The sequence below is a fragment of the Agrobacterium sp. RC10-4-1 genome, from assembly GCF_014138475.1.
Taxonomy (GTDB): domain Bacteria; phylum Pseudomonadota; class Alphaproteobacteria; order Rhizobiales; family Rhizobiaceae; genus Agrobacterium; species Agrobacterium pusense.
Genome location: NZ_JACJIT010000002.1, coordinates 310,352 through 336,952, shown reverse-complemented (window position 1 = coordinate 336,952; position 26,601 = coordinate 310,352). Strand labels below are relative to the sequence as shown.

General features: G+C 59.6%; 24 protein-coding genes. 13 read left to right on the top strand and 11 right to left on the bottom strand.

The window, feature by feature from the left end; genetic code table 11:
• The first annotated feature begins 41 nt into the window (after nucleotides 1-41).
• From pgeF to FHW77_RS05950, 4 genes are all read left to right on the top strand, one after another.
• Nucleotides 42-836 carry a peptidoglycan editing factor PgeF gene (pgeF, locus tag FHW77_RS05965; RefSeq protein WP_004442938.1) on the top strand — a complete coding sequence of 265 codons (795 nt, stop codon included), beginning with the start codon at nucleotides 42-44 and terminating at the stop codon, nucleotides 834-836.
• A gap of 1 nt (nucleotide 837) precedes the next feature.
• Nucleotides 838-1,989 carry a M24 family metallopeptidase gene (locus FHW77_RS05960; RefSeq protein ID WP_004442939.1) on the top strand — a complete coding sequence of 384 codons (1,152 nt, stop codon included), beginning with the start codon at nucleotides 838-840 and terminating at the stop codon, nucleotides 1,987-1,989.
• A gap of 89 nt (nucleotides 1,990-2,078) precedes the next feature.
• Nucleotides 2,079-2,813: a hypothetical protein gene (locus FHW77_RS05955; protein WP_004442940.1), complete on the top strand. Its 735-nt coding sequence runs from the start codon at nucleotides 2,079-2,081 to the stop codon at nucleotides 2,811-2,813.
• Between the two features lie 220 nt (nucleotides 2,814-3,033).
• Nucleotides 3,034-3,966, top strand: coding sequence for a ribose-phosphate pyrophosphokinase (locus tag FHW77_RS05950; RefSeq protein ID WP_003522877.1), 933 nt, complete (start codon nucleotides 3,034-3,036; stop codon nucleotides 3,964-3,966).
• Nucleotides 3,967-4,195: 229 nt separating this feature from the next.
• Here the strand turns inward: FHW77_RS05950 and FHW77_RS05945 are convergent, their stop codons facing one another.
• From FHW77_RS05945 to FHW77_RS05930, 4 genes are read right to left on the bottom strand one after another with little or no spacing between them, the layout of a single operon-like run.
• A complete protein-coding gene (locus FHW77_RS05945; RefSeq protein WP_034498766.1) occupies nucleotides 4,196-5,044 on the bottom strand; it encodes a phosphatase PAP2 family protein in 849 nt (282 codons plus the stop codon).
• Nucleotides 5,034-6,542 carry an ArnT family glycosyltransferase gene (locus FHW77_RS05940; protein ID WP_004442942.1) on the bottom strand — a complete coding sequence of 503 codons (1,509 nt, stop codon included), beginning with the start codon at nucleotides 6,540-6,542 and terminating at the stop codon, nucleotides 5,034-5,036. The genes FHW77_RS05945 and FHW77_RS05940 overlap by 11 nt, the downstream gene beginning before the upstream one ends.
• The gene (locus FHW77_RS05935) at nucleotides 6,517-6,804 is read right to left on the bottom strand and encodes a lipid-A-disaccharide synthase N-terminal domain-containing protein (protein WP_034498763.1); all 288 of its coding nucleotides are present in this window, start codon (nucleotides 6,802-6,804) and stop codon (nucleotides 6,517-6,519) included. The genes FHW77_RS05940 and FHW77_RS05935 overlap by 26 nt, the downstream gene beginning before the upstream one ends.
• Before the next feature lie 20 nt (nucleotides 6,805-6,824).
• The gene (locus tag FHW77_RS05930) at nucleotides 6,825-7,664 is read right to left on the bottom strand and encodes a glycosyltransferase family 2 protein (RefSeq protein ID WP_004442945.1); all 840 of its coding nucleotides are present in this window, start codon (nucleotides 7,662-7,664) and stop codon (nucleotides 6,825-6,827) included.
• 189 nt (nucleotides 7,665-7,853) lie between these two features.
• Between FHW77_RS05930 and FHW77_RS05925 the strand changes: the two genes are divergently transcribed.
• Nucleotides 7,854-10,118 (top strand): methyl-accepting chemotaxis protein, encoded by a 2,265-nt coding sequence (locus FHW77_RS05925; RefSeq protein ID WP_004442947.1) that lies wholly within the window; start codon nucleotides 7,854-7,856, stop codon nucleotides 10,116-10,118.
• Between the two features lie 142 nt (nucleotides 10,119-10,260).
• On the opposite strand, the gene adh is transcribed toward FHW77_RS05925, so the two are convergent.
• The 3 genes from adh to FHW77_RS05910 all read right to left on the bottom strand — a co-directional run bounded on the left by adh (nucleotide 10,261) and on the right by FHW77_RS05910 (nucleotide 15,087).
• The gene (gene adh, locus FHW77_RS05920; protein ID WP_004442948.1) at nucleotides 10,261-11,778 is read right to left on the bottom strand and encodes an aldehyde dehydrogenase; all 1,518 of its coding nucleotides are present in this window, start codon (nucleotides 11,776-11,778) and stop codon (nucleotides 10,261-10,263) included.
• A 173-nt stretch (nucleotides 11,779-11,951) separates the two neighbouring features.
• Nucleotides 11,952-12,911, bottom strand: coding sequence for a helix-turn-helix domain-containing protein (locus FHW77_RS05915; protein ID WP_006699467.1), 960 nt, complete (start codon nucleotides 12,909-12,911; stop codon nucleotides 11,952-11,954).
• Between the two features lie 94 nt (nucleotides 12,912-13,005).
• Entirely contained in the window at nucleotides 13,006-15,087 is a 2,082-nt protein-coding gene (locus FHW77_RS05910) for a putative bifunctional diguanylate cyclase/phosphodiesterase (protein WP_034498846.1), read from the bottom strand.
• 302 nt (nucleotides 15,088-15,389) lie between these two features.
• Here FHW77_RS05910 and FHW77_RS05905 point away from each other — a divergent pair, with 302 nt between their 5' ends.
• From FHW77_RS05905 to FHW77_RS05885, 5 genes are all read left to right on the top strand, one after another.
• The gene (locus FHW77_RS05905) at nucleotides 15,390-15,998 is read left to right on the top strand and encodes a 50S ribosomal protein L25/general stress protein Ctc (protein WP_004442950.1); all 609 of its coding nucleotides are present in this window, start codon (nucleotides 15,390-15,392) and stop codon (nucleotides 15,996-15,998) included.
• A 298-nt stretch (nucleotides 15,999-16,296) separates the two neighbouring features.
• Nucleotides 16,297-18,684, top strand: coding sequence for an EAL domain-containing protein (locus FHW77_RS05900; protein WP_004442951.1), 2,388 nt, complete (start codon nucleotides 16,297-16,299; stop codon nucleotides 18,682-18,684).
• A gap of 16 nt (nucleotides 18,685-18,700) precedes the next feature.
• Nucleotides 18,701-19,414 (top strand): substrate-binding periplasmic protein, encoded by a 714-nt coding sequence (locus tag FHW77_RS05895; RefSeq protein WP_004442952.1) that lies wholly within the window; start codon nucleotides 18,701-18,703, stop codon nucleotides 19,412-19,414.
• Nucleotides 19,415-19,513: 99 nt separating this feature from the next.
• A complete protein-coding gene (gene pth, locus FHW77_RS05890; RefSeq protein WP_004442954.1) occupies nucleotides 19,514-20,230 on the top strand; it encodes an aminoacyl-tRNA hydrolase in 717 nt (238 codons plus the stop codon).
• A gap of 7 nt (nucleotides 20,231-20,237) precedes the next feature.
• Nucleotides 20,238-20,690 (top strand): GNAT family N-acetyltransferase, encoded by a 453-nt coding sequence (locus FHW77_RS05885; RefSeq protein WP_004442955.1) that lies wholly within the window; start codon nucleotides 20,238-20,240, stop codon nucleotides 20,688-20,690.
• A 3-nt stretch (nucleotides 20,691-20,693) separates the two neighbouring features.
• Here the strand turns inward: FHW77_RS05885 and clpS are convergent, their stop codons facing one another.
• Nucleotides 20,694-21,005 (bottom strand): ATP-dependent Clp protease adapter ClpS, encoded by a 312-nt coding sequence (gene clpS / locus FHW77_RS05880; RefSeq protein ID WP_034498844.1) that lies wholly within the window; start codon nucleotides 21,003-21,005, stop codon nucleotides 20,694-20,696.
• A 241-nt stretch (nucleotides 21,006-21,246) separates the two neighbouring features.
• Here clpS and ychF point away from each other — a divergent pair, with 241 nt between their 5' ends.
• The 3 genes from ychF (at nucleotide 21,247) to FHW77_RS05865 (ending at nucleotide 23,583) form a co-directional block, all read left to right on the top strand.
• Complete coding sequence (gene ychF / locus FHW77_RS05875) at nucleotides 21,247-22,350, top strand: redox-regulated ATPase YchF (RefSeq protein ID WP_004442957.1); 1,104 nt, start codon at nucleotides 21,247-21,249, stop codon at nucleotides 22,348-22,350.
• A 295-nt stretch (nucleotides 22,351-22,645) separates the two neighbouring features.
• Complete coding sequence (locus tag FHW77_RS05870; RefSeq protein ID WP_004442958.1) at nucleotides 22,646-23,119, top strand: MaoC family dehydratase; 474 nt, start codon at nucleotides 22,646-22,648, stop codon at nucleotides 23,117-23,119.
• On the top strand, nucleotides 23,116-23,583 hold the full coding sequence (locus FHW77_RS05865) for a MaoC family dehydratase (protein ID WP_004442959.1): 468 nt from the start codon (nucleotides 23,116-23,118) through the stop codon (nucleotides 23,581-23,583). The genes FHW77_RS05870 and FHW77_RS05865 overlap by 4 nt, the downstream gene beginning before the upstream one ends.
• Nucleotides 23,584-23,626: 43 nt before the next feature.
• Here the strand turns inward: FHW77_RS05865 and FHW77_RS05860 are convergent, their stop codons facing one another.
• From FHW77_RS05860 to FHW77_RS05850, 3 genes are all read right to left on the bottom strand, one after another.
• A complete protein-coding gene (locus FHW77_RS05860; protein WP_004442960.1) occupies nucleotides 23,627-24,169 on the bottom strand; it encodes an adenine phosphoribosyltransferase in 543 nt (180 codons plus the stop codon).
• A gap of 226 nt (nucleotides 24,170-24,395) precedes the next feature.
• The gene (locus FHW77_RS05855) at nucleotides 24,396-25,283 is read right to left on the bottom strand and encodes a cytochrome c1 (protein WP_004442961.1); all 888 of its coding nucleotides are present in this window, start codon (nucleotides 25,281-25,283) and stop codon (nucleotides 24,396-24,398) included.
• Between the two features lie 22 nt (nucleotides 25,284-25,305).
• Complete coding sequence (locus FHW77_RS05850) at nucleotides 25,306-26,589, bottom strand: cytochrome b (protein ID WP_004442963.1); 1,284 nt, start codon at nucleotides 26,587-26,589, stop codon at nucleotides 25,306-25,308.
• Nucleotides 26,590-26,601 lie beyond the last annotated feature (12 nt).

Here is a 26,601-nt window from a genome sequence, read left to right as displayed (position 1 = left end):
CCACTGGGCTACAGCGAAATTCTCCAAGGAACTCCCGCACCATGCAGAACGTAACGCTGCCGCTCCCCATCCAGAGTCCCCTCCTCGCCGCCTTCGATAAAAATCGCATCCGCCATGGCTTTTTCACCCGGCAGGGCGGCGTTTCCGATGGTCTTTATCAAGGCCTCAATGTCGGGCTCGGATCTGATGACGAGCCGGAACGGGTGCAGGAAAACCGCCGCCGCGTAACCCAATGGTTCGGCCTTGCCCCAGACCGCCTCGCCACGGTCCATCAGGTCCACTCCCCCGAGGTTGTCGTGGTTGACGGAACCTATGACGGCAGCCGTCCGCAGGCAGATGCGATGGTGACAGCGACACCCGGTTTCGTCCTCGGCGTGTTGAGCGCCGATTGCGGCCCCATCCTGTTCGCCGATGCGGAAGCGGGCGTCGTGGGTGCCGCCCATGCCGGCTGGAAGGGTGCTTTGTTCGGCGTGCTGGAAAACACGATCGAGGCGATGACGAAGCTCGGGGCCAGCCGCGATCGTATTGCTGCCTCGCTCGGCCCCTCCATCAGCCAGGACAATTATGAGGTCGGGCCGGAATATGTCGCGCGTTTCACCGATATCGAGCCCGCTTACGCGGATTATTTCTCCAGGGCGGAGAAAGAGGGCCACGCCTTGTTCGATCTCAAGCAGTTCACCATCGACCGCCTGACCAAAGCCGGTGTGAAGGCGGAAAATCTTGGTCTCTGCACCTACCCGGACGAAGAACGCTTCTATTCCTACCGCCGCACCACCCACCGCGCCGAACCCGATTACGGCCGGCAGATTTCCGCAATCGCAATTCTGGAGGACTAAGATGGCCCTGCATTTCGAGCTTTCGGAATTCGATGCCCGCCGCGAGCGGCTGCTCGCGAAAATGGCCGAGGAGAAGCTGGATGCGCTGCTGCTTTTCGCCCAGGAAAGCATGTACTGGCTGACCGGCTACGATACTTTCGGCTACTGCTTCTTCCAGACGCTGGTGGTGAAATCGGACGGCTCCATGACGCTGCTGACACGCTCGGCCGATCTGCGTCAGGCCCGCAATACTTCGATCATCGAGAACGTCCTCCTCTGGGTCGATCGACCCAATGCCGACCCGACGCTCGATCTCAAAAACCTGCTGAGCGATCTGGACCTTCTGGGCGCAAAGATCGGCGTGGAATATGACACCCACGGCATGACCGGCCGTGTCGCCCGCCTGCTGGATCACCAGCTTGCGAGCTTCGGCCAGATGGCCGATGCGTCGTATCTCGTCAGCACCCTCAGGCTCGTCAAAAGTCCCGCCGAAATCGCCTATGCCCGCAAGGCTGGCCAGCTGGCCGATGAGGCTCTCGATGCAGCATTGCCGCTCATCAAGCCCGGCGCGGACGAGGCCGCCATTCTTGCGGCAATGCAGGGTGCCGTGCTCGCGGGCGGCGGCGACTACCCCGCCAATGAATTCATCATCGGCTCAGGCGCGGATGCGCTTCTATGCCGCTACAAGGCAGGCCGTCGTGTCCTCGACAACAAGGATCAGTTGACACTGGAATGGGCCGGCGTCAGCGCCCATTACCATGCCGCCATGATGCGCACGGTGGTGATCGGCGAACAAGACTTCCGCCAGAAGGAGCTTTACAGCGCCTGCCTGCAAAACCTCACCGCCATCGAGGAGGTGCTGCGGCCGGGCAAGACCTTTGGCGATGTCTTCGATGTGCATGCCCGCGTCATGGACGAGCGCGGCCTCACCCGCCATCGGCTGAACTCCTGCGGTTACTCGCTCGGCGCGCGTTTTTCGCCCTCCTGGATGGAGCATCAGATGTTCCATGCCGGCAACCCGCAGGAGATCACGCCCGACATGACACTCTTCGTGCATATGATCGTGATGGATTCCGATTCCGGCACGGCCATGACGCTCGGCCAGACATATCTGACCACGGACGGCGCGCCGGAGCCACTGTCGCGTCACAGCCTCGATCTTCTCACAGCTTAAATCGCCCCCGGGTTTGACACAGCGGGAAAACCGCCCTTACATTGCGCCACCTTGGGCAAGAAGGAGCGGAACATGAGAGGGAAAATCGCATGAGCCGGTTGGGGGTTGCCCTCATCGTTCCGGCTTTGGCACTGATCCTGTCCGGCTGCAACACCACGGAAGCGCTGACGCCACAGGTGGATGTCGGCCACAATGCATCACAGTCGACGCCGGTAACACAGGGTGATCTCGACCAGATGGCGGCAGCCGCCGACCGCGCACCCGCAGGCGGGCCGGCAATCGCATCGTCCGTCCCTGCCTATGCACCCCAGAACTCCCTGCAGGCACAGGCACAGGCGCTGTCCAATGGCAGCCAGTACGGGGAACCGCTCCGTCAGAACCAGACCGCGGCCGCGGCCCCCGCCGTCACGCAACAACCGCCATCACAGCAGACGGCTTCCCTTGCACCTGCCACCGCCGCGAATTCCATCCGCTTCCTGCCCATCATCGGCGCACCGGTACAGGCGGTGACACCGCTATCCCGCCAACTGGGGGCCGAAGCGCGGGCCAAAGGGCTGACAATCCGCGCATCCAACGACAATTCCGCCGAAAATATTCTGAAGGGATATTTTTCCGCCTTTGCCGATGGCGGCAAGGTCAATGTCGTATACGTGTGGGACGTTCTCGACGCCAATGGCGTGCGGCTGCACCGCCTGCAGGGGCAGGAGGCAGTGACCGCGCGAGGCAGTGATCCATGGGCCGCCGTGACCGACAAAGTCATGCAGGACATCGCTGCAAAAACACTCAACGACTACACGTCATGGAAGCAGTCTCAAAGCGGATGAGGTGAAACGACGGGAGAAGTCACAGAGATTTCACGAAAATCATTGTGAAAGCGCGGAGTCCTCTTGCAATCGGAAGCAACAGCGCTATTAAGGCGCGCATGGCAACAAGGCGTATCCGGCAAAGGCTTTTCAGCCGGATGTTCCTCCCCTTGAACGACGCTTGGTTACGGCGGATTGAGCCCCGTGGCGCAAGGCGATGGCATGGAAACAGGCGGCCGCAATGAAGGTTTTCGCAGGCAATTCGAACCGGCACCTTGCCGAAGCGATCTGCAAGTATCTTAATGTTCCTCTCGGAAATGCCACTGTAAAGCGGTTTGCTGACCAGGAAATATTCGTAGAAATCAGCGAGAACGTGCGCGGCGAGGACGTCTTTATCGTCCAGTCCACCTCCTTCCCGGCAAATGATCATCTGATGGAACTGCTCATCATGATCGATGCCATGCGCCGCTCCTCGGCCAAACGAATTACCGCGGTGCTTCCCTATTTCGGTTACGCCCGCCAGGACCGCAAAGCCGGCCCCCGCACTCCGATTTCCGCCAAGCTCGTTGCCAATCTCATTACCGAAGCCGGCGCCGACCGCGTTCTCACCCTCGATCTTCATGCCGGACAGATCCAGGGCTTTTTCGATATCCCCACCGACAATCTCTTTGCAGCACCGATTCTCGCCCGCGACGTGAAGGATCACTACGACACCAACAATGTCATGGTCGTTTCGCCTGACGTCGGCGGCGTGGTTCGCGCCCGTGCGCTGGCAAAGCGCCTCGACTGTCTTCTGGCCATCGTCGACAAGCGCCGTGACCGTCCCGGCGAATCCGAAGTCATGAACGTCATCGGCGATGTCTCCGGCAAGGACTGCATCCTCATTGACGACATCGTCGATTCCGGCGGCACGCTCTGCAACGCCGCTGAAGCCCTGCTGAAAAAGGGCGCGACCAGCGTTACTGCCTATATCACCCATGGCGTACTGTCCGGCGGCGCGGTGGCCCGCGTGGCCTCTTCCAAGCTGCGCGAACTCGTCATCACCGACAGCATCCAGCCGACCACCGGTGTCCAGTCCGCGCATAATATCCGCGTGGTGAGCACCGCCGGCCTGCTCGGCGAAGCAATCAACCGGACCGCGCAGGAACAGTCGGTTTCCGGCCTGTTCGACTGAATAAATTCAGCAATCACGCTGAGGGTTGCCTACGTCTGCCGGTTTTTCCGGCATGCGCTTGAGCCAAAGTGGGCGCATATTCACTCAACGTGATCCTCGGCCTTGTGCCGAGGAGCTAACCACGTCGATAAAATCAAGGCGCGCGGGCAATAGGGACAACCCCGAGGATAAGTCGGAACTGTCTTGCCGCTCGCTCCCACCCCAGCGATGCTGCACCTCGAACTCCCAACTAAGACGACGCCGCACCCGTGTCCGGGGGCCGTTGGAGACGGGTGGCTGCAGCCCTGATTTTCGGCCACCAGCCCCGAACGCGGGTAAGTATGGCGTGGCGGCCATTGCGCCAAAGGCTGATCGTATCGGCCGAGATGGCAGCACCGCTGAAGAGGTGACGGTGGTGGCTTATCGCCAGCACCCGGTACAGAAACAGTGTCGTCAGGGCCGAAAACAGGATGGACATCACCACATCGCTGAGGAAATGCCCGCCGGCCGCGATGCGAAGACCGGACATGAGGATGATTGCCCCGGCGGCAAAGGCGCCCACCACCCATCGCCCATAGGGCCGCAGGCGCGGCCAGACAAGCACACAGAGGGGCAGGAAAAAACTCGCGATCAGCGCGGTTTCACCCGAAGAAAACGAACAGTTCGAATAGCATTGAGTGCTGAACTGAAAAGGTGGCGTGAAAAGCTGATGCCCGCCAAATTCGGTAACGCTGAACGGACGCGCGCGACCGATCATGGCCTTCAGCACGCCGTTGACCAGCAGCCCGGCACAGAGGATCACGGGACCACAAAGGAACGCCCAGACTCGCCAGCCGGTTCGCTGCGAAGTGCCGAGCCGGAGATTGCCGACGAGGACCAGGAAAGTCAGAAGCGCGGCGAGCTCGACACCTTCCCGCAACGTGTCGCGCAGCCATTCCGGAAACGGCTCCCGGCCAGGCCATGGCTGGCCCACCGGCGAGAAAAACAAGGCGGAAAAGCGCAGATCTATAGAGGGAAAGGTCGCAAACAGGATCACCAGCGCAAGCGCTGCGAACGTAACCCAGATGGTGATCCGCATATGCGAGACATCATTGCCCATTGACGCTCTCCGGGATGCACTGTGGTGGCAGGCGCCACAGCCCGATTTCCCTGCCCTCGACAAAGCCCGGGCCGGCGGTCCAGTGCGCCACCGGCTCCTCGCCTGCAAGACACGCCGGCAAGCCATCGGCACTTGCCAGAAACAGCGGATTTTTCGCTTCGCCCGGCTTCAATGGATAAAGAAGGGCATAATGGCTGGACGGCACGCCGGTTTCCGGAAGCGCACGCGTCAACATCTGTTTCTCGTCCCGCAACTGGTAAAAGAGCTCGGCCAATATCGAACGATCATTGGCGACAATTGCGTCCGCGCCTGCTTCACGCGCCCGTGACAGGCCGGTCGATACCAGCTCGGAGCTTCCAAGATAACGTGCCATCGCCAGTTTACTGTTCGGCAGGCGCAGGCCCGTTCCCACTATCGTCATCAGCGGCAGCGCGATTGCGACGATGCCGCCGAGGACCAGTGTGGATACGATGAGCCAACGTCGCGATGCCAGGATCGGCACCGCCAGCAGTACGCCTGCCGCATAAGCTCCCACCGCCCAATTGGCGAGTGCCCGCGACATGAGACCCTGTGCCGTGATCAAAAGCACGATCGGTACGGAAAGAGCGACGAGTGCGCGTGCTTCACCGGTTTTTGCGCGGATTGTCGCAACAATCATACCGACGAAGACGTATGGCCCAACCACACCTGCCTGGGAAAAGAAGAATTCAAGCGCGGAGCCGATCTTGAGTTGGACACCGTGCCAGTTGGCATTGTCGGCGGTGTGGCGTGCCGTCATGAAATCATGGGCCGCATTCCACCACAGATTGGGCGCGATGACGGCAACGCAGACGAACGCAGCAATGACCGCGTCGCGCAGCCGGATGCGCCATGCCTCGCAAAGCCAGCCGGCGGCAATGAAGCAGGGCAGAAAATAGATCATCGCATATTTCGACATCAGGCCGAGGCCGAAACAGAGGCCGAGAGCGATGCTCCAGCCCGGCGCCGCCCTCCCCTCGTTGCGGGCCAGCGCAAGCTTGCGCACTGATATCATCGACAGCACGATGAACAGCATCATCGGCGTATCGGTCGAGATCAGCAGGCTGCCGAGCGTCACGGCCGGCAAGGTCAGATAGATAAGGGCGGCCAGGGATGCCTGCCTGACATCATAGATCATGCGGCCAAGCACGAAGATGGCCGCCGCCGCGACCCCATGCACCACGGGCGCGGCCAACCGCACCTGAAACGTGCCCTCACCACCGCCCAGAATGGTTGCCGCGCGGATAAACCACCCGATCAGGGGCGGTTTGGAATAGGCGCCAAGCGCCATCTCGCGGCCCCACAGCCAATATTGCGCCTCATCGACGAAAAGGTCGGTGCGGTTGAAGGCCAGCCCAAGGACGCGCAGCGCGGTTACGAGGACAATCGCTGAAAACGCGAATGTCAGCCATCGACGCTCATCGTCCGCCTGCGCATAAGGCAAGGTCGCCGCCTCATGCATGCTGGCGGCGTTCTGCATGGATCAACCAGAGATTTCGAGCATAGATGAGAAGGCCGGAAGCCTGTCCGAGAACGAAGACCGGGTCGCGCCGCCACAGTGCATAGGAAAGCAGAACCAGACCGCCAAGAATGGAGAAATACCAGAAAGCCACCGGCATGACTGACCGGTTAGCCCGTTCCGAAGAAATCCATTGAAGCAGAAAACGCATGGTGAACAGCATCTGGCCCATGAAACCGGTCAAGACCCATACGAATTCTTCCCAGCTGTTCACATGCAGCATGGACCATAAAGCCGGTACGTTCACGGCAATGTCTCCGTTATGAAAGTTTCAGCCCAGCTTGACCGCTTGCGCCGGCGCAAAAGCCATGCGACGCCGATCAGATCGTGGATGCCCACCAGCGCCCGGCCGATATTGGTATAATGGGAATTTCCATGCAGCCGTGCCCGGTGCGTGACGTCGACATGGGCGACCTGCCAGCCGTCACGATTGAACAGCGCCGGGAAGTAGCGGTGGTGATGGTCGAAATAGGGCAAAGCGAGGTAGGCGTCGCGGCGAAAGGCCTTGAGGCCGCAGCCCGTATCGCGCGTGCCATCCTTCAAAATTCGCGCCCGAAGCCCGTTGGCAAAGCGGGAGGAAAGGCGTTTTCCCAGCGTGTCGCGCCGGCCGACGCGCTGGCCGGCCACCAGCCCAAGCCGGCGCGGTGCATTGGCGGACAGAAGCGGTGCAAGAAGTGCCGGCAGATTGTCCGGCGGATTCTGGCCGTCGCCGTCCAGCATACATACGATAGGCGCGCGCGCCGCCTGCACTCCGCTGTGGATCGCAGCCGATTGACCGCCCTGGCGGTCGTGCCGCACCAGCCGCAACATGTTGTAACGGGCAGCGAGCGCCAGAACCGCTTCCGCCGTGCGGTCAGAAGAAGCGTCATCCACCACCACGATCTCGAAGCGGCCGACCGGCGCACAGGCGCTCACGATCTCTGCCACCAGCGTTTCAACGCTCGCTTCTTCATTGTGCATGGGCACGACAACGGCAAAATCCGGGGCAGATCGCAAATTGGCTCCGTCACATCCGTCTGCGCGGGTTCCGCAAACATCATCGATTGTGGCGAGAGAAGGAGCGTGAAAAGCTTGCATGAACATGAACAGCCGTTGATCTTCGCTGGATATGCGCCCGTTCTGTTGCAGTTTTATTACGTGGTTCCTATCGGCGCGGCTCTTCGATTTTTTCACGCCATGCGGGAAATTATCCTACAATTCCCTGTCCTTTAACGCGACCGTAAACAATTTTTGCAACGGTACGGCCACGTTTTTTGGGGGGAGGAAAACAGGATGCCGGGTGGAAATCCGACTGCTGTCAAAGTTAAATCATTGTCAATCAAAGCCAAATTTGCCGCGCTCGTTACCGGTGCGACACTGGTTTCCTGCCTGTCGGTGGGGCTGCTGTCCTACGAGATGGGTAAATCGGGGCTGATCGACGCCAGCAAGATCAGGCTCGAAACGGTTGCAGGCAACCAGTCCAAGCAGCTTGATGCCTATACGTTGCGCGTCGAACAGAGCATTTCCGAACTGTCGCAGAACGCCGCGGTGGCCCAGGCGCTGGAAACGATGACCACCGTTGTTCCAACGGAAAAGGACGCCATCATCCAGGCTTTCCGCCGAGAGGGCGTCTCCGAAGAGGAGCGCGCCTCCTTCAACGGCGAAGGGTTGCGGCTGCTCTACGCCATTCGTCATGCGACCATCAACGCCGCCATTGCCAGCGTCTGGCGTAATACCCGCGTCAGCGATATCTACGTGATCGACAAGAACGGCCTGATTATCTATTCCGTGACCAAGGGAAAGAACTTCCTGACCAATGTAACGGAACCGCAGAACGCCGCGATCAAGGAGCTGTTCGACCGCATCGAAGCCGGCAAGGACGGCGTCGTCAGCACCACGGGCTTCAGCGATGGCGAGAATAATTCGGCCATGATCGGCATGCCGCTCGCCGTCTCCAACTGGGGTCAGCTCCAGCGCAAGGGTGCCGTTATCATGCGCATCGCCGCCGATCGCATCGGCGCGGTGGTGACGCCCGAGGAAACCGGCAAGACCATCGATGACGCCGTTCTCCTGAGCGCCGACGGGAAACTCAGGGCTGGCGTCCTCTCGGGCGGTGCGGATGCTGCCGTTTCCGAAAGTCTCGCTGCCCTTTCCAGCGTAAACGACGCCGGAACGGTCATGGCGCAGACACCTGCGGGCAATATCTTCTATGCCTATCGTCCGGTCGCCGTCTTCGGACAGAAACATCTTCTTGCCATCGGCCAGCAGGAAAGCAAGGTTCTCGCCGCTGCCAACGATCTCGCCTTCTGGGCAGCGGTCGCAACGCTGGCCGTACTTGCAATAATGACGCTGATCGGGATTTTCGTTTCCGCGAGCCTGACCAAGCCGTTGACCGGACTAGCCGGTCTTATGGAACGCCTGAACGGCGGTGAAAACAACATCGAGATCAAGGCAGTTTCCCGTGGCGACGAGATCGGCACCATGGCGCGCGCGCTGGAATCCTTCCGCCAGGGCATTCTGGACAAGCAGCGGATGGAAGCCGAAGCCCACCGCAAGGGTGAAGAACTGGACGAGGAACGCGCCCAGCGCGAGATGGAGAAGGCAAGAAGCGCCAGGGAACTGGAAGAAGCCGTGGACGCGCTCGCCACGGGTCTTGCCAATCTGGCCGCCGGCAGGCTCGATCTTCGCATCGAAAAATCCTTCGTTCCGTCACTCGATCATCTGCGCATCGACTTCAACAACTCCATGGCAGGGCTGGAAGCGACGATCTCCAATATCGGCGGAAGCGCCAATGCCATCCGCTCCGGTTCCGGCGAGCTGAAAAGCGCCTCGGAAGACCTGTCGCGGCGCACAGAACGTCAGGCAGCAGCCCTTGAGGAGGCGGCAGCGGCGCTCGGAGACATGACGCAGGCTGTCAATCTGTCGCTGTCGCGCTGCAATGTCGCCGTCGCCGCCACGGCGGATACGATGCAGGATGCCCATAGATCCACGGCTGTCGTCAAAGAAGCGATCGTTGCCATGGAACGCATCGAGACCTCTTCGGCCAAAATCCGCCAGATCATCGATGTCATCGACCAGATTGCCTTCCAGACCAATCTTCTGGCGCTGAATGCCGGTGTTGAAGCAGCGCGCGCCGGCGAGGCCGGCAAGGGCTTTGCAGTCGTGGCGCAGGAAGTTCGCGAACTAGCCCAGAAATCGGCCGCCGCCGCCCGCGACATCACGCAGCTCATCGCCACCTCTGCGGGTGATGTGGAAAGCGGTGTGGCGCTGGTGTTGAAGACCGGTGAAAGCCTGGAACAGATCCAGAAACGCATCCAGTCGGTCAACGACCAGATCGGCGAAATCGCCACCGCGTCGCGCGAACAATCCGGCCGTCTCAGCGAGATCAATGCCTCCGTCAATGAACTCGACCACGTGACGCAGCAGAACGCCGCCATGGTGGAGGAGACAACGGCCGCCGCCTTCTCGCTCGCCAACGAGGCGGATGGCCTGACCGAACAGGTGGGGCAATTCTCCGTGGGCGATCCCCGCCGGCGAGACCAGCGTTACGCGGCATGATGCGAAACAAAAAGGGCCGGAGGCAAAACCTCCGGCCTTTTATTTTGCCTGAAAGCCCGATCCGGGCTCCCAGGGGCAGAAGCCCCTGGGAACACGCCGGCGACCTGGCACCACAGCCCCTCGCCGGCTTCCGGGGAGGACCTCAGAAGAAACCAACCTTGTTCGGGCTGTAGGACACGAGCAGGTTCTTGGTCTGCTGGTAGTGGTCGAGCATCATCTTGTGGGTCTCGCGACCGATACCAGACTGCTTGTAGCCGCCGAAGGCGGCACCCGCCGGATAGACGTGATAGCAGTTCGTCCAAACACGGCCCGCTTCGATGCCTCGCCCGGCGCGGTAGGCGATGTTCGTGTCACGGCTCCAGACGCCAGCGCCCAGCCCGTAAACCGTGTCATTGGCGATTTCGAGCGCCTCTTCCACCGTCTTGAAGGTCGTGACGGAGACAACAGGACCAAAGATTTCCTCCTGGAAAATCCGCATCTTGTTGTTGCCCTCAAAGACGGTCGGCTGAATGTAATAACCGTCCTTCAGATCACCCGTCAGCGTCTTGCGGTCGCCGCCGGTCAGAACCTTGGCACCTTCCTTCTTGCCAATCTCCAGATAGCTCATGATCTTGTCGAACTGTTCCTGCGAGGCCTGTGCGCCCAGCATCGTCGACGGATTGAGCGGATCGTCCTGGCTGATGGCCTGAACGCGCTTGATCGCTTTTTCCATGAAACGGTCATAGATCGATTCATGCACCAGAGCACGCGAGGGGCAGGTGCAGACCTCACCCTGGTTCAGCGCGAAGAAGGCAAAACCTTCCAGCGCCTTGTCGAGGAAGGCATCGTCCTCGTTCATCACGTCGGCAAAGAAGATGTTCGGCGACTTGCCGCCCAGTTCCAAGGTGATGTTGGTGACGTTGTCTGCGGCATAACGCATGATTTCCTTGCCGACCGAGGTGGAACCGGTAAAGGCGATCTTGGCGATGCGGTTGCTCTGCGCCAGCGGCTTGCCGGCTTCAAGGCCAGTACCATTGACGATGTTGAGGACGCCAGGCGGCAGAAGGTCTTCAATCAGCTCCATCACGATGAGAATGGAGGCGGGCGTCTGCTCGGCCGGCTTCAGCACCACGCAATTGCCTGCTGCAAGCGCCGGTGCGAGTTTCCACGCAGCCATCAGGATCGGGAAGTTCCATGGAATGATCTGGCCGACGACACCGAGCGGTTCATGGAAGTGATAGGCGACGGTATCGTTATCGATCTCGCCGATCGTGCCTTCCTGAGCGCGGATGCAGCCTGCGAAATAGCGGAAATGGTCGATGGCGAGCGGGATATCCGCATTGGTGGTTTCACGCAGCGGCTTGCCGTTATCCCAGGTTTCAGCCCGGGCGATGAGATCTAGATTGTCTTCAATGCGCTGGGCGATCTTGAGCAGGATGTTGGAGCGCTCGGTTATGCTCGTCTTGCCCCATTTGTCGCGGGCCTTGTGGGCCGCGTCGAGCGCGAACTCGATGTCGGCTGCATCCGAACGCGGCACTTCGCAGATCTTGTGGCCGGTCACCGGCGAGAGATTGTCCATGTAGCGGCCGGATTTCGGCTCCACCCACTTGCCGCCAATGTAATTGCCGTATTTCAGCTTGAAGGGCGCTTCGCCCGCTTTCTGCTGAACCTGAATATTCATGATTTCATCCTCCCTGATGAAAACGATCCTGAGCGGACCGCATGAAAGGAAGGTGGGCCCAGATGGCGCGGTTCGGTAGAGGGGCGACGCGGTTCCGCAGCGCACATTGTCTCACATCTGCGACAAAGCCGCGTTGATCCGGCGTGATCGGCCGGATCGCAACCACAAGGACGTCAATGAACGTCGAATTTCTTCATCTTGCGATGAAGCGTGGCCCGGCTGATGCCGAGCAAGGACGCGGCCTGCGTGACATTGCCGTTGGTGCGCGACAACACGCGCCGCAGCGCCGAACGCTCCGCTTCCGCGAGGTCGGAACCGCTGTCATGGCGCTGTTCCTGCAGGATATCCGCGGCCGGGAGACCCTGCGCGATGCGGGCATCGTCCAGCTTCAGCGCAAGACGAGCGGCACGGGTCGCGCCGAGCACGAGATCGTCCTGATCCACGGCGAGCAGCGAAAGCGCCGCCCCGAACCCACTTGGCACGACGACGATGCGTGCCCCCGGAAAGGCACGGCGGAACAGATTGCCCTCAATGCGCTGCGCCGCGTCCTTCACCGCCTGGGTGACAAAAGAAAAGGTCATCTCGTTGATGTCATCGCGGCAGGTGGAAATATCGAGCGCACCCGTCACCCGGCCGGTATGATCGCGAATGGGAGCCGTGGTGCAGCACAGTTCCGTATTCGACGTGAAGAAATGTTGGTCACGATAGACAACCACCGAACGCTCGTCGACGAGCGCGGTGCCTATGCCGTTTGTGCCAACGCTCTCTTCGCTCCAGACGGCGCCGGACCAGAGGCCGAGCGCCCGGAAATCGCGATCATCGCCGGACGCGCCTCGCCGCTCCAGCGCAACGCCCTGAGCATCGGTCAGGAGCAGGCAGCAGCCGGATCTCCCGACACTGTGGAAAATTCGGTCAAGTTCGTCGGTGCTTTCAGCAATCAGGCCAGCGGCACTTTCACGGGCGCGCCGAAACTCCGTCTCGCTGAGAAAGATCGGCTTGCGATTTTCTTCCGGTGCAAGACGGTGCTTGACCATGCAGCGACGCCACGAGGCGACAATCGGCGAACTTGCGGCTGCGGAACGGTGGCGTGCGGTTTCATACACGCGTTCCGCATGGGCGATATCTGTCGGCATGCGCTCCTCCCAAAGCTTTTGGGCGATGGTGCGCTGGAAGCGTCGATGTTTCAACAAAAAACTTCGCGACCGGCATCGGAGGCGCAGCTGACGGTCAGACCGCCTTGAAGTAACGCCTGCCGGCAGTGACCGCAGGTTCGTCCTCAACGGACAGGAAGGTGTCATCCACGAGGCTGGCAATGGATGTCAGCGGACCGGGCTTGCCGAAAAAGAAGCCCTGCACCTGCAGGCAGCCTTCGCGGCGCAGGAACTCGACATGGGCCTTGGTTTCCACACCCTCCGCAAGCACGGGAATATTCAGGCTATGCGCCAGAATGAGCGTCGAACGCACGATCGCTTCGGACTGCACATTGGTCGACAGCCCGTCGATGAAGGCGCGGTCGATCTTGATCTTGTCGAAAGGGAAACTCTGCAACGTCGAAAGCGAGGAATAGCCCGTGCCGTAATCATCCATCGCGATCTTGACGCCGAGCGCCTTGAGCTTGCGGATGGTGACAAGCGCATGGCGGTGATCGGCGATGATGCTGCCCTCGGTGATTTCCAGCTCGAGCCTTTCAGGCGCAAGGCCCGTTTCTGCCAGGATTTTTTCGACCTTGTCCGGGAACTCGTTATCCGCAAGCTGCTGCGGCGCCACATTCACCGCAATGGAAAGCGATTTTTTCCAGAGTGCCGCCTGCGCGCAGGCTTCTCTCAGAACCCACTCGCCGAGTTCGACGATGAACCCCGTCTGCTCCGCGATCGGGATGAATTCGGCGGGAGAAATCATGCCCCGATCGGGATGGTTCCAGCGCAAAAGCGCCTCGAAGCCGACGATACTGCCGCTTCTGGTGTCGTTCTGCTGCTGGTAATAAAGCTCGAACTCGTTATTGGCGAGGCCGCTACGCATGGCGACGGCAAGCACATTGCGTTCACGCGCGGCCTCATCCATCGATTTGTCGTAAAAGCAGATCGTATCCGAACTGCCGCTTTTTGCCCGGTACATGGCGACATCCGCCTGCGCCATCAGCGTATCGGCATCGATGGAGCCGGTATTGCGGACCGAAATGCCCACACTCGCACCGACCGAAAATGTCTGCCCGTTCCATTCCACCGGTCTGCTGATCTGGTCGATCAGCCTCTGGGCGAATTCGGCGCCATCGGCGCGGGTATAATAGGAATTTGTCATCGCCACGAATTCATCACCGCCCATGCGCGCCAGAAATTCGCCGGCCTTCAGCACGGAACTCGCCCGGTCGGCGATGGTGCGAAGCACGGCGTCGCCCGCCGCATGGCCGTGAACGTCATTGATTTCCTTGAAACGGTTGAGATCGATGGAAAGAAGCGCCGTGTGTGCGCCCAACGAAATATGACGCGTGCGACGATTGAGATGTTCGATGAAGGCTGCCCGGTTGGGAATGCCGGTCAGCGGATCGTGCAGGGAAAGATGGCGATAGCGGGCGACCGCCTGCTGGGTGGACTGGGCGTCGATGACATAAGTGGAAAGCCCCAGCGCCAGCAGCAACAGCGTTACCGCAATGGCGCCTCCGCCCATGATGGCCGGCGGCAGCAGATTTTCAGGAATGACGATGCGCGGGTCGAAGGCGAAAGACATGGAGGCCATGCCGGTATAATGCATCGACGCTATCGCCAGGATCAGAAACGCCACCGCGCTGTACTGGCAGAACCGATTGACGGGCCGCGAGACCCGATTGACTGCAACGGCGCCCAGCACTGCCCCCAGCACCAGGGACGCGATGACATAGTTCTGATCCCAGAAAATCATGCCCTGAACATTGTAGGCCGCCATGCCGGTGTAGTGCATGGCTGCAATGCCGAGACCAAGGATGATCCCGCCGGCTTCCACCAGCACGCTGCGTCCGCCATAGGCAGAAATTCCGAAACCGGCAGTCGTTGTGGTAATCGCAATCAGAAGTGACAGCCCGGTCAGATACGGATCGTATCCCACGTCACCCGCGGCAACATAGCCCAGCATCGCCACGAAATGGGTGGTCCATATCGCCGCGCCGCCATTGACACCTGCCAGAAACAGCCAGTTGACCTTCTGCACCCCCGTCGCCAGGCGTGCTTTCGAAAAAAGGCGCATCGACACGAAACTACCGAGCATGCAGACGAAAACCGCTGCGACGGTATATCGATAGTCGTGATCGATGGTAAGGCACTGGAGAACTTTAAGCATTGTCATCTACGCAGTTGGAATTTCGCGTAGCCTTATCATTCGCCAAGTTTTCGCCCGGTTTACATGAATGGATAAGCACATATTAAAAGTTGCAACATGCGAGTGAATTAGTACAACCTAATAAACCCGCAAGGCGTGCGATCGAAAAGCAGGCCTCTCTTGTCTTTGTCTCCCGTTTGTATTATAGCGCCCGCACCCGTGTAGACACCCTTGGAGGCAACGCGGGTGGGATGGCGCTTGCCGCCTCCCCAGTTCAGCGCCCGCGGGCATGAACTCTCCATATAACCTCGAAAGGAATTGCCATGAGCAAAGAATCGTATGAGCTCAAGGCCGAGGCGCGCGAACGAGTTGGTAAGGGGTCCTCTCGTGAACTTCGCCGCAACGGTTTGATTCCCGCTGTCATCTATGGTGACAAGCAGGCCCCCATTTCTATCGCCCTGTCCACCAACGAAGTCACCAAGCGTATCCACGCCGGCGGTTTCATGACGACGGTTGCGACGATCGACGTCGACGGCAAGAAGATCAAGGTTCTCCCGAAGGATTACCAGCTTGATCCGGTCCGCGACTTCACCATGCATGTCGACTTCCTGCGCGTTTCGGGCAACACGCTCGTCAACGTCGAAATTCCGGTTCACTTCGAAAACGAAGAAAAGTCGGACATCAAGATCGGCGGCGTTCTGAACATCGTTCGCCACACGGTGGAATTCCACTGCCCGGCCAACGACATTCCGGAAGCCATCACGGTTGACCTCTCCGGCCTGAAGATCGGCGACAGCGTTCACATCTCGAACGTCAAGCTGCCGAAGAACATCACGCCCGTTATCGCCGACCGTGACTTCACGATCGCAACGATCGTTGCCCCGGCAGCAGGCGTTGAAGAAGAAGCAACTGAAGAAGCTTCCGAGGAATAAAATCGGCGGCCGCAAGGCCGGACAGCTTTGAAGAACGAGGCCCGTTCCGTTTCCGGAACGGGCCTTTTAGTTTTTATGAACTTTAAAAACAGAAAGCCCGCTCCCCGCCAGCGATGCGGGCCCTGTTTCAGCGTCGATTAACACTTCCATGAAACGATACCCTTGCGCCCTCATGGAAACACCGGCGGGTCGAGAAATAGCGTGGGGAAAGGGCTCTGCCCGGGATCTGACGCATCTCTGTCCGAAAGGATGAAACAGGGCGCAGCAAGTCTGGGGCAAAGGGTAGCTGCAATCGAACATGGCTCATTCCGTCGAAAGTCGCTTTATCGCGATTGTTTCCGGCGCACTTCTTACAGTGGTCGCCCCGCTCTTCACGCTTTTGCTGACACTTTCCTATAACGAGGCTATTCGCAGCCAGCGCAATCATATCGAAATTCTGCTGTCGACAAATACGCAGGCGCTGGCCCGCCCCCTGTGGGACCTCGATGACGACACGATAAACCAGATTACCGGAACCCTTGTCTCCGATCCCATGATCCGTATGGTCGAGGTCAAGGATACGTCCGGCCAGCTTGATGTCGTTCAGACCGCCGGCAGCGACATCATCCAGGATGCCGCCTCGACGACGCGCGAGGTCATCTACAAGACGACCAAGGGGCCCGTCACGGTCGGCCAATTGACGGTGTATTACGATGATGTCGGTCTTCTGACCTCCCTCAGCCGCACCGAACTGGCCTTTATCACGATTTTCATCCTCGCCATTCTTACCATGGTCCTTGCCGCCATTGCCGGTAACCGCTTCATGGTCATCCGCCCGCTGATGCGGCTGGCCGCGGCAATAGAAGCGACACGACGCCTCGGCTCCCGCCACCACGTCGACTGGCGGTCGAAAGACGAGATCGGCCGGCTGGCGAAAAGCTTCAACGAAATGCAGAGCCAGCTCGAAAAAGAAGAGCTGGAGATAAAGAACGCCCACGCCCGCAAGACGGAAATCTACAACCGCACGCCGGCCATGCTGTTTTCGCTGGACAGGCACGACAGGATCGCCGCCGTCAGCGACTACTGGGTGCAGGCTACCGGTTATGACCGTGCCAGAATACTCGGCCTGAATTTCGCCGACCTCATCCACCCCGATGACCGGACATTATTCCAGGAACGCAGGGCGGCGCATCAGGCGGCTGACACCCAACAGGCAGGCATCACCGTTCGCTTCCACTGCAGGGATGGCAGCGTCATGGATGCCCTTATCCTAGAAAAAGCCCTCGATTCCAGCGATACGGCCCATCACAGCACCTGCCTCTGCGTTATGACCGACGTGACCGAACTTCGGCAGTCGGAAAAGCGTAATCGCCAGCAGGCCATTTCCGACCATCTGACCGGCCTCTTCAACCGTCAGGGCTTCGAGGCCATCCTCGACCTGCAGATTCGCGATGCGGACAGGAACGGCAGCGAACTCGCGTGCCTGTTCATAGATCTCGACCGGTTCAAGGCCATCAACGACAATCTCGGTCACGCCGCAGGCGATGCCGTTCTGCGCGAATTCACATTAAAACTGCAGCCGCTGCTGACACCGCTGGACAGCGCCTCGCGTCTGGGCGGAGACGAGTTCGCAATCCTGCTGGCCGGTGACAAGGTGGAAGAGCGCGCCCTGCAGTTCTGTGAGCGCATCTGCACCCTGCTGGACACTCCATTTGAAATCGAGAACAACAGCATCCGCCTCAGCGCCAGTATTGGTATGGCGGTCTACCCTCTTCACGCCGCGAGTGCCTCCGAGCTTCTGCAGAACGCCGACATGGCCATGTATACCCGCAAGCGGACGGGCAAGAACGGCTCCCAGGTCTTCGACAGCTCGATCATGGACAGGGCCCGCGAACATGCGGAACTGGAACGGGATATCGCGCAGGCGCTTTCCGAAGACTGGTTCGAGGCCTATTTTCAGCCAATTCAAAACATTGCAACCGGCCAGACAGCGGGTTTCGAGGCCTTGCTGCGCCTCAACCATCCGGATAAGGGGCTGCTTTCCCCTGCTGCCATCATCAGCCTTGCGGAAGAGAACGGAACCATTCACCGTATCGGCAACGTGATCCTTGATCAGTCGGTCGCCAATCTCGCCAGGCTGTCGCGCCTGCCGGGCATGGCGCAAACCTATGTGGCGGTGAATTTTTCGCCATTGCAGTTCGAACCGGGACTGCCGACACGCATTGCCGGACTGTTGCACCGGCACGGCATTCTTCCCGGGCGGCTGGTCATCGAAATCACCGAAGCGGTCATCATGAAGGACGATCCGCAGATCCGGGCGATCCTCACCGCCATCCATCAGCTGGGTTGCCGCATCGCGCTGGATGATTTCGGCACGGGTTACTCGTCGCTCAGCTATCTCAGCCGCTTTCCGGTCGATATTGTAAAGATCGACCAATCCTTCACCCGCTCGATCTGCGACGATACGGTGGAAATCCGGCAGCGCAACCGCATGCTGGTCGAAGGTATCGCAGCCATCTCGCACAAGATGAATTGCGTTGTCATCGCCGAGGGTGTCGAGACGGAGGAGCAGAAGCTGCTTCTGGCGGATATGGGTGCCGATTATGGCCAGGGTTACTTTTTCGCTCGCCCGCAGCCCATCGAGCGGCTGATTGCCGCCTATGAGGCCGGGTCTGGACAAAGCCGCGCAGCGGCGCGACAAGCCTGAGCCGCGGGGAGTAGTCATGGGATTGATCCGCTTTTGCCTGGTCTTTCTTGCTCTTGCCAATCCCGTCTGCGCGGCCAAGCTTTTCCTGACCACGGAAGTCTACCCGCCCTACAACCTGCAGGGCAGTGACGGCAGCGTACGCGGCGTCTATTTCGACCAGCTCAAGATCATTCTTGAGGACACCGGCACCAGCTACGAGGTCGCCGTCATGCCGTGGGCCCGGGCGATCGCCCTTGCCACAACACAGCCGATGCATTGTGCCTTCGCCACGGCGAGGACCGCCGAGCGGGAAAAGCTCTTCAAATGGGTCTCGCCAATTCATATCGATCGCAACATTCTCGTGGCGCGGCGCAAGACGAATATCAACGTCCTGAGCCTCGAAGACGCCAAGAAATACCGGGTTGGAACCCAGCGCGGCGACTACACCGAAACCCTTCTGGAAACGCTCGGTTTTCCGCAGGTGGATGTCGGCGCGGATTTCGAGATCACGCTTCACAAGCTGACGGCCGGACGCATCGACCTTATGCCCATGTCGGAAAGCACCTTCAAGAGCCTGCCGGCGCACACTTTCAGGGAAGTGATAACGCTGTCGAGACAGCAGCTTGGGCTTGCCTGCAACAAGAGCGTGCCGGACGAGGTTATCGCGAAATTGCAGGCCCGTCTCGATGAGCTGATCGCCGACGGGACACAACAGCGGATCTTCGACCGTTACGATCTCATCAGGCCCTGAGCGTCGGCCGGCATTGCCGCAACCCCACAAAAAGATTGACAGCCAGCGGATTTCAGGGTGGTGACAACAGCATCATCAGGCACAACGCGGACATGCTTCATGAAGATCATCGCAGGACTTGGTAATCCCGGCACGCAATATGCCGGAAACCGGCACAATATCGGCTTCATGGCGGTGGATGCGTTACAGCGCCTGCCTTCGTTCGCGCCCTGGTCAAAGAAATTCAAGGCCGAGATTTCCGAAGGCGAGATCGCCGGAGAAAAGGTCCTGCTGATGAAACCGCAGACCTATATGAACCTGTCGGGCGAATCCGTGGGCGAAGCGATGCGCTTCTTCAAACTCACGCCGGCGGACATCATCGCCATCCATGACGAACTCGATCTTCCGGCCGGGCGCGTGCGCATCAAGACCGGCGGCGGTCACGGTGGCCATAACGGCCTGAAATCGCTCGACGCCCATTGCGGCAAGGATTACCGACGCCTGCGCCTCGGCATTGGGCATCCCGGTGACAAGGAGCGCGTGCACGGCCATGTGCTGGGCGATTTCGCCAAGGCCGACCGGGTCTGGCTGGAGCCGCTGCTGGATGCGATTGCCGACAACGCCGCCATGCTGGTGAAGGCGGAGGATTCCCAGCTGATGAACAAGCTGGCGCTGGCCACGGGCAGCAAGCCCGAAGCCGAGAAGCCGGCCAAGGCAGCCAAACCCGCCGCGCAGTCTCATATCCACCAGGCACGCAACAGCGCCCAGCCTAAAAAGCTGCCGGAGACCGGGCCGATGGCCGAGATGCTGAAACGGATGTTCGGCAAGAAGGATTAGATCGCGAATGTCTTCGAAGACCATCGCCCCGCGCGAAGCCGGAACCAGCGATCTGGCTGGATTGCTTGATCTCTACCGGGCGCTTAATCCATCCGACCCGGAAATGACGACAGAAGAAGCAAAGACGGCTTTTGCGGCCATGCTCGCCCAGCCGGGTCTGACCGTGTTTCTTGCGACCGAAGGCGAGGAAGCGGTCGCTACCGCCACGCTGCAGATTGTTCCAAATCTCACGCGCGCCGCCCGTCCCTATGCTCTTATCGAAAACGTGGTGACACTGGAAAACCGTCGCGGCCGCGGATATGGCCGCGCGGTCGTGCGCCATGCCGTCGAGGCGGCTTTTGCGGCGAATTGTTACAAGGTGATGCTGCTGACAGGGCAACAACGCCCGGAGGTTCACGCCTTTTACGAAAGCTGCGGCTTCGTGCAGAACAAGACCGGTTTTCAGATCCGGCAGGATTGATGCTCACTCCTCCGGCTCGGTCGTGAACATCAGCGGAAATCCCGCTTCCTTGCCGAGATCGGTCGCCTCCTTGGCCTTCGTCTCGGCAATATCACGTTCGCAAACGACGACCACCGCGCTGCCGAAACGGTGCGCCGTCATCATCACCCGGTGGCCAGCCTCCTCGCTCATGCGGAACACGGCTTTCAGCACCAAAGTCACGAACTCACGTGGCGTATAGTCGTCATTCAGCAGAATGACCTTGTAGAGCTTCGGCCGCTCCAGCTTTGGCTTGACCTTCGGTTTTGGTTTGAGATCGACAGGACTGTCGCTCATCATGGCCGCTCGTGCCTGCCGTTCATCGCGGTTGCTCATGGGAAAACCCCGTTGATGACGAAAGATCGATCGCTTGACCCGCTTATATTGCGCCGCAACCACGCCATCGGCAAGTCTGTCAGGAATTCCTCGCCTTTAAGAAGCCTTTGCCGGCCCAAATCGACCCGCGGGCTTGACCTTCCCCCGCCCTTTCCGCAAAAGGCTCCTCAACGAATTCTTTCAAACGGACAGGTTTCAAGCCATGGGCTTCAAATGCGGTATCGTTGGATTGCCGAACGTCGGCAAGTCCACTCTTTTTAACGCGCTGACGAAAACGGCCGCCGCACAGGCCGCCAACTATCCCTTCTGCACCATCGAACCGAATACCGGCGAAGTGGCGGTGCCCGATGCGCGCATGAAAATCCTTGCCGACATCGCCGGCTCGAAGGAAATCATCCCGACCCGCATCTCCTTCGTCGATATTGCCGGTCTGGTTCGCGGCGCATCGAAGGGCGAGGGTCTCGGCAACAAGTTCCTCGCCAACATTCGCGAAGTCGATGCCGTCGTACACGTGCTGCGCTGCTTTGAAGACGACGATATCACCCATGTGGAAGGCCGCATCAACCCGGTTGGCGATGCCGAAACGATCGAGACCGAGCTGATGCTCGCCGATCTCGAAAGCCTTGAACGCCGCGTCGAGCAGACGCGCAAGCGCGCCACCAGCAAGGACAAGGAATCGCTGGCCCAACTGCCTGTCATGGAAGCCGTCATCGCGCTGCTCACCGACGGAAAGCCGGCACGCCTGCTTTTGAAGACACTGGCGGACGAGGAAATCGAAATCCTCAAAGGCCTCAACCTTCTGACATCGCACCCGGTGCTTTATGTCTGCAACGTCTCGGAAGCCGACGCATCGTCCGGCAACGAGCACACAGCAGCCGTCGCGGAAATGGCGAAGCAACAGGGTGCGGAATGCGTGATCATCTCGGCGGCGATCGAAGCCGAAGTCGCGCAGCTTCCAGCCGATGAAGCCGAAGAATTCCTCTCGGCCCTTGGTCTTAACGAGGCCGGCCTCGACCGGCTGATCCGTGCGGGATACCACCTGCTCGACCTCATCACCTATTTCACCGTCGGCCCCAAGGAAACACGCGCATGGACGATCGTGCGCGGCACCAAAGCACCCGCCGCCGCCGGCGTCATCCACAGCGATTTCGAACGCGGCTTCATCCGCGCCTTCACCATCGGCTTTGACGATTATGTTACCTACAAGGGCGAAGTCGGCGCCAAGGAAGCTGGCAAGGGACGCGACGAAGGCAAGGAATATGTGGTTCAGGACGGCGACGTCATCCACTTCCGCTTTAATACCTGATTTGATCTGAACGGGCTTGCTTCTTTTATGGGGCGGACCCAGCCGCTTGTTTCTTCTCCCCGAGCGGGGAGAAGATTGCCCCAAGGGTCGGATGAAGGGCAACGTTGCCGCAGCTCGCTACCTTCGCCCGCTCATCCCGCTGCCGCGACCTTCTCCGCGGCGGGGGAAGATGCGAGACGCATCCGCTCGCTCCATAGCGCCTTCCCGCTCCATATTGCGCCACCGATTTGACCTTTACGTAAAGGGAAAAATCCTCTTAGATGCGACGGTATTGACTGTGCGAAGGGAGGAAACCATGGCGCCGGTCGCGACCTATGCTTACGAGGATTTCACGGTAGGGCGGGAGTTTCCGCTTGGACCGCAACCGATCTCCGCGGGGCAGATCATTGCTTTCGCCAGCGAATTCGATCCGCAACCCATGCATCTTTCCGAAGAAGCAGGCCGCCAGAGCATTCTTGGTGGGCTTGCAGCTTCCGGCTGGCACACCTGCAGTCTGCTGATGCGAATGATGGCGGACAGCTATATCTCGGATTCGACGTCGCAGGGCAGCCCCGGCATCGACTACGTTGATTGGAAGAAGCCGGTTCTGGCAGGAGATACGCTTTCTGGGAAATCCATCGTGCTGGAGCAGCGCCCTTCGGCTTCGCGCCCCGGTATCGGCCTCGTGAAATTTCGCCACGAGCTTTATAACCAGCGCGACGTTCTGGTGTCGCACGGCGAAAACACCGTGATGTTCCTGATGCGCGGCAATGGAGGTATTGCGGCATGAGACTGGCAGAACTCTCCCCGATCGGCGAACGAGTGACCCTCGATACGCTGCATTTTTCCGCCGAAGACATTATTCGCTTCGCCCGCGATTTCGATCCGCAGCCATTTCATCTTGATGCCGAAGCCGCAAAGAACAGCGTTTTCGGCGCACTTTGCGCATCTGGATGGCACACTGGTGCAGGCTGGATGAAGTGTTTTCTCTCGTACTGGGCCAAAGAGGTTAAAAGACTGAAGCTTGAGGGCCTTGAACCGCCAAAACTCGGCCCTTCACCGGGCTTTCGGGAACTTAAATGGAAAAAGCCGGTCTTCGCGGGAGACGATGTCACCTACTTCGTCACCCTGCTCGATACCCGGGCGCTGGAATCCCGGGCCGGTATCTGGCTGAACACCACATTTAACGAAGGGGTCAACCAGTCGGGAGAGACCGTCCTGACTTTCCAGAGCGGGGTTCTGGAATTCGAGTAAGCCAGCTTCGGGGCATGTCATTGCGACCTGCCCCACCCGCCGCTCAATGACCGGAAAATTCCACCAGAGTCCGTACCTCGACACCGAGGTCCTCGAGTTTCTTGCGGCCGCCGAGATCAGGCAGATCGATAACGAAGCAGGCGGAGACGATCTCCGCGCCCATCTGGCGCAAAAGCTTGACAGCGCCCTCGGCAGTCCCGCCGGTCGCAATCAGGTCATCGACCAGAATGACCTTTTCACCCGGCTGCACCGCATCAACATGCATTTCCATTTCATCGACGCCGTATTCCAGGCTATAGGCAACCCTTACAGTGGCATGCGGGAGCTTGCCCTTCTTGCGGATCGGCACGAAGCCGGCCGAAAGCTGATGCGCCACCGCGCCGCCCAGAATGAAGCCGCGCGCTTCCATGCCCGCGATCTTGTCGATCTTCGTTCCCGCATAAGGTTGCACGAGTTCGTCCACGGCGCGGCGGAATGCGCGGGGATTGCCAAGCAACGTGGTGATGTCCCTGAAGATGATGCCCGGCTTCGGATAGTCGGGAATGGAACGGATGGCAGCGGAAAGCTCCGAAGCGATAACGGTCATGGTATTTCCAGTTAAAAATGGGAAATGGATGGTTCGGGCCACCCTATCAACTTGACGGCGGCGCACCAACTAAAAAGGACCGGCGCAACCTTCGGCCAACGCCGATTGGTATGGAGCATCGCAAATCCGCATCTTGTGAACGACAACCAGGTCAATGCCAGACTTCAAATAAAAAGGCCCCCATGGAGACCATGGGGGCCGATGACTGCCGGCACCGAAGTGCCGATCAATGTTCCTTGTTGGCGTAGACCGATTTCTTGGTGAGGTAGATCAGCGCGGTGAAGATGAACAGGAACACCATGACCATGAAGCCGGTGCGCTTGCGCTCTTCCAGATGCGGTTCTGCAGCCCACATCAGGAAGGCGGCCACATCCTTGGAATACTGATCCACGGTCTGCGGCGCGCCATCGTCGTAAGTCACCTGATCGGCGCTGATCGGCGGCGCCATCTTCAACGCGACCGCGCTGACGAAATACGGATTGAAATGTGTGCCTTCGGCCACTTCAACACCAGCCGGCGGGTCCTGATATCCGGTCAGCAGCGCATGGATGTAATCCGGGCCGCCTTCCTGATAACCGCCGACGATCGGGATCATGTCGATGATGAATTGCGGGAAACCACGCTCCACGCCGCGCGCCTTGGCAAGCAGCGACATGTCTGGCGGTGCGGCGCCACCATTGGCGGCAGCAGCCGCCTCATGGTTCGGGAATGGCGATGGGAAATGATCTGACGGCACGGCCTTGCGATTATACATTTCGCCGTCGGCATTCGGACCGTCCTGCACTTCATATTCAGCGGCGAAAGCCTTTACCTGCTCTTCCGAATAGCCAAGATCCTCCAGCGTACGGAAAGAGACAAGGCTCATGGAATGGCAGGCCGAGCAGACTTCCTTGTAGACCTTGAGACCACGCTGCAGCTGGCCCTTGTCATATTTGCCGAAAGGACCGGCAAATGACCAGCTCTGCTCCTCGGGCTTGATCACCGGGAAGTGGCCCCCGGCAATCGCATGTTCCGTCTTGGTGGCGAGGTCATGGCTCTCCTCCGCCGCCGAGGCGACGGTGAAGGAACAGCCGATGGCGGCGAAAAGCGCGATGCTCGTTACAAGCTTCTTCATTGTCGTCATCCTTCCTTCGCGCTCAGATTTCGGCAGCCGCAGGCGCGGCACCCGACTTGGCGGCGTTCTTTTCGAGAACGGCCTCGGTAATCGAATTCGGAATACGCCGGGGCGTTTCGACCAGACCGAGGATCGGCATGATGACGAGGAAGAAACCGAAGTAATAAAGCGTGCCGATCTGCGACATGATGACGTAGGTGCCTTCCGCCGGGCGCGAACCCAGCCAGCCGAGCATGATGGCATTCACCACGAATAGCCAGAAGAACATCTTGTACCAGGGACGATAGACGGCGGAGCGAACCTTCGACGTATCGAGCCAGGGCAGGAAGAACAGCACGACGATTGCGCCGAACATCACGAGAACGCCACCCAGCTTGGAATCGATGACCCAGATGTTGAAGGTGATGGCGCGCAGCATGGCGTAGAACGGCAGGAAGTACCATTCCGGAACGATATGCGCCGGGGTCTTCAAGGGATCTGCCATGATGTAGTTATCAGGGTGGCCAAGGAAGTTCGGCATGTAGAAGACGAACCAGGCATAACCGATCAGGAACACGGAAACACCGAGCGCATCCTTCAGCGTCGCATAGGGCGTGAAGGGAACGGTGTCGGTCTTGCTCTTCACTTCGACGCCGGTAGGATTGGTCTGGCCGGTGACGTGCAGCGCCCAGATATGCAGGATAACGACGCCCGCAATCATGAACGGCAGCAGATAGTGAAGCGCAAAGAAGCGGTTCAGCGTCGGCTGATCCACGGCAAAGCCGCCGAGCAGGAACTGCTGGATCCATTCGCCGATGGCAGGAAACGCCGTGAAGAAGCCGGTGATGACGGTCGCGCCCCAGAAGGACATCTGACCCCAGGGCAGAACATAGCCCATGAAGCCCGTCGCCATCATCAGCAGGAAGATGACGCAGCCAAGAATCCAGAGGATTTCACGCGGCGCCTTGTAGGAGCCGTAATAGAGGCCACGGGCGATGTGCAGGTAAACCGCGATAAAGAAGAACGACGCGCCGTTGGCATGCATGTAGCGCAGCAGCCAGCCGTGGTTGACGTCGCGCATGATCTTTTCGACGGAATTGAAGGCAACCGTCGTTTCGGCCGCATAATGCATGGCCAGCACGACGCCGGTAAGGATCTGCACGATCAGCATGACGGAGAGCATCGCGCCGAAAGTGTAGGCGTAGTTCAAATTACGCGGGACAGGATAGGCAACGAAGCTGTCATAGATCATGCGCGGCAAGGGAAGCCGCGAATCGATCCACCTCTCGATGCCGGTGGACGGCTGATAACTGGAATGACCACTCATGAATATCTGTCC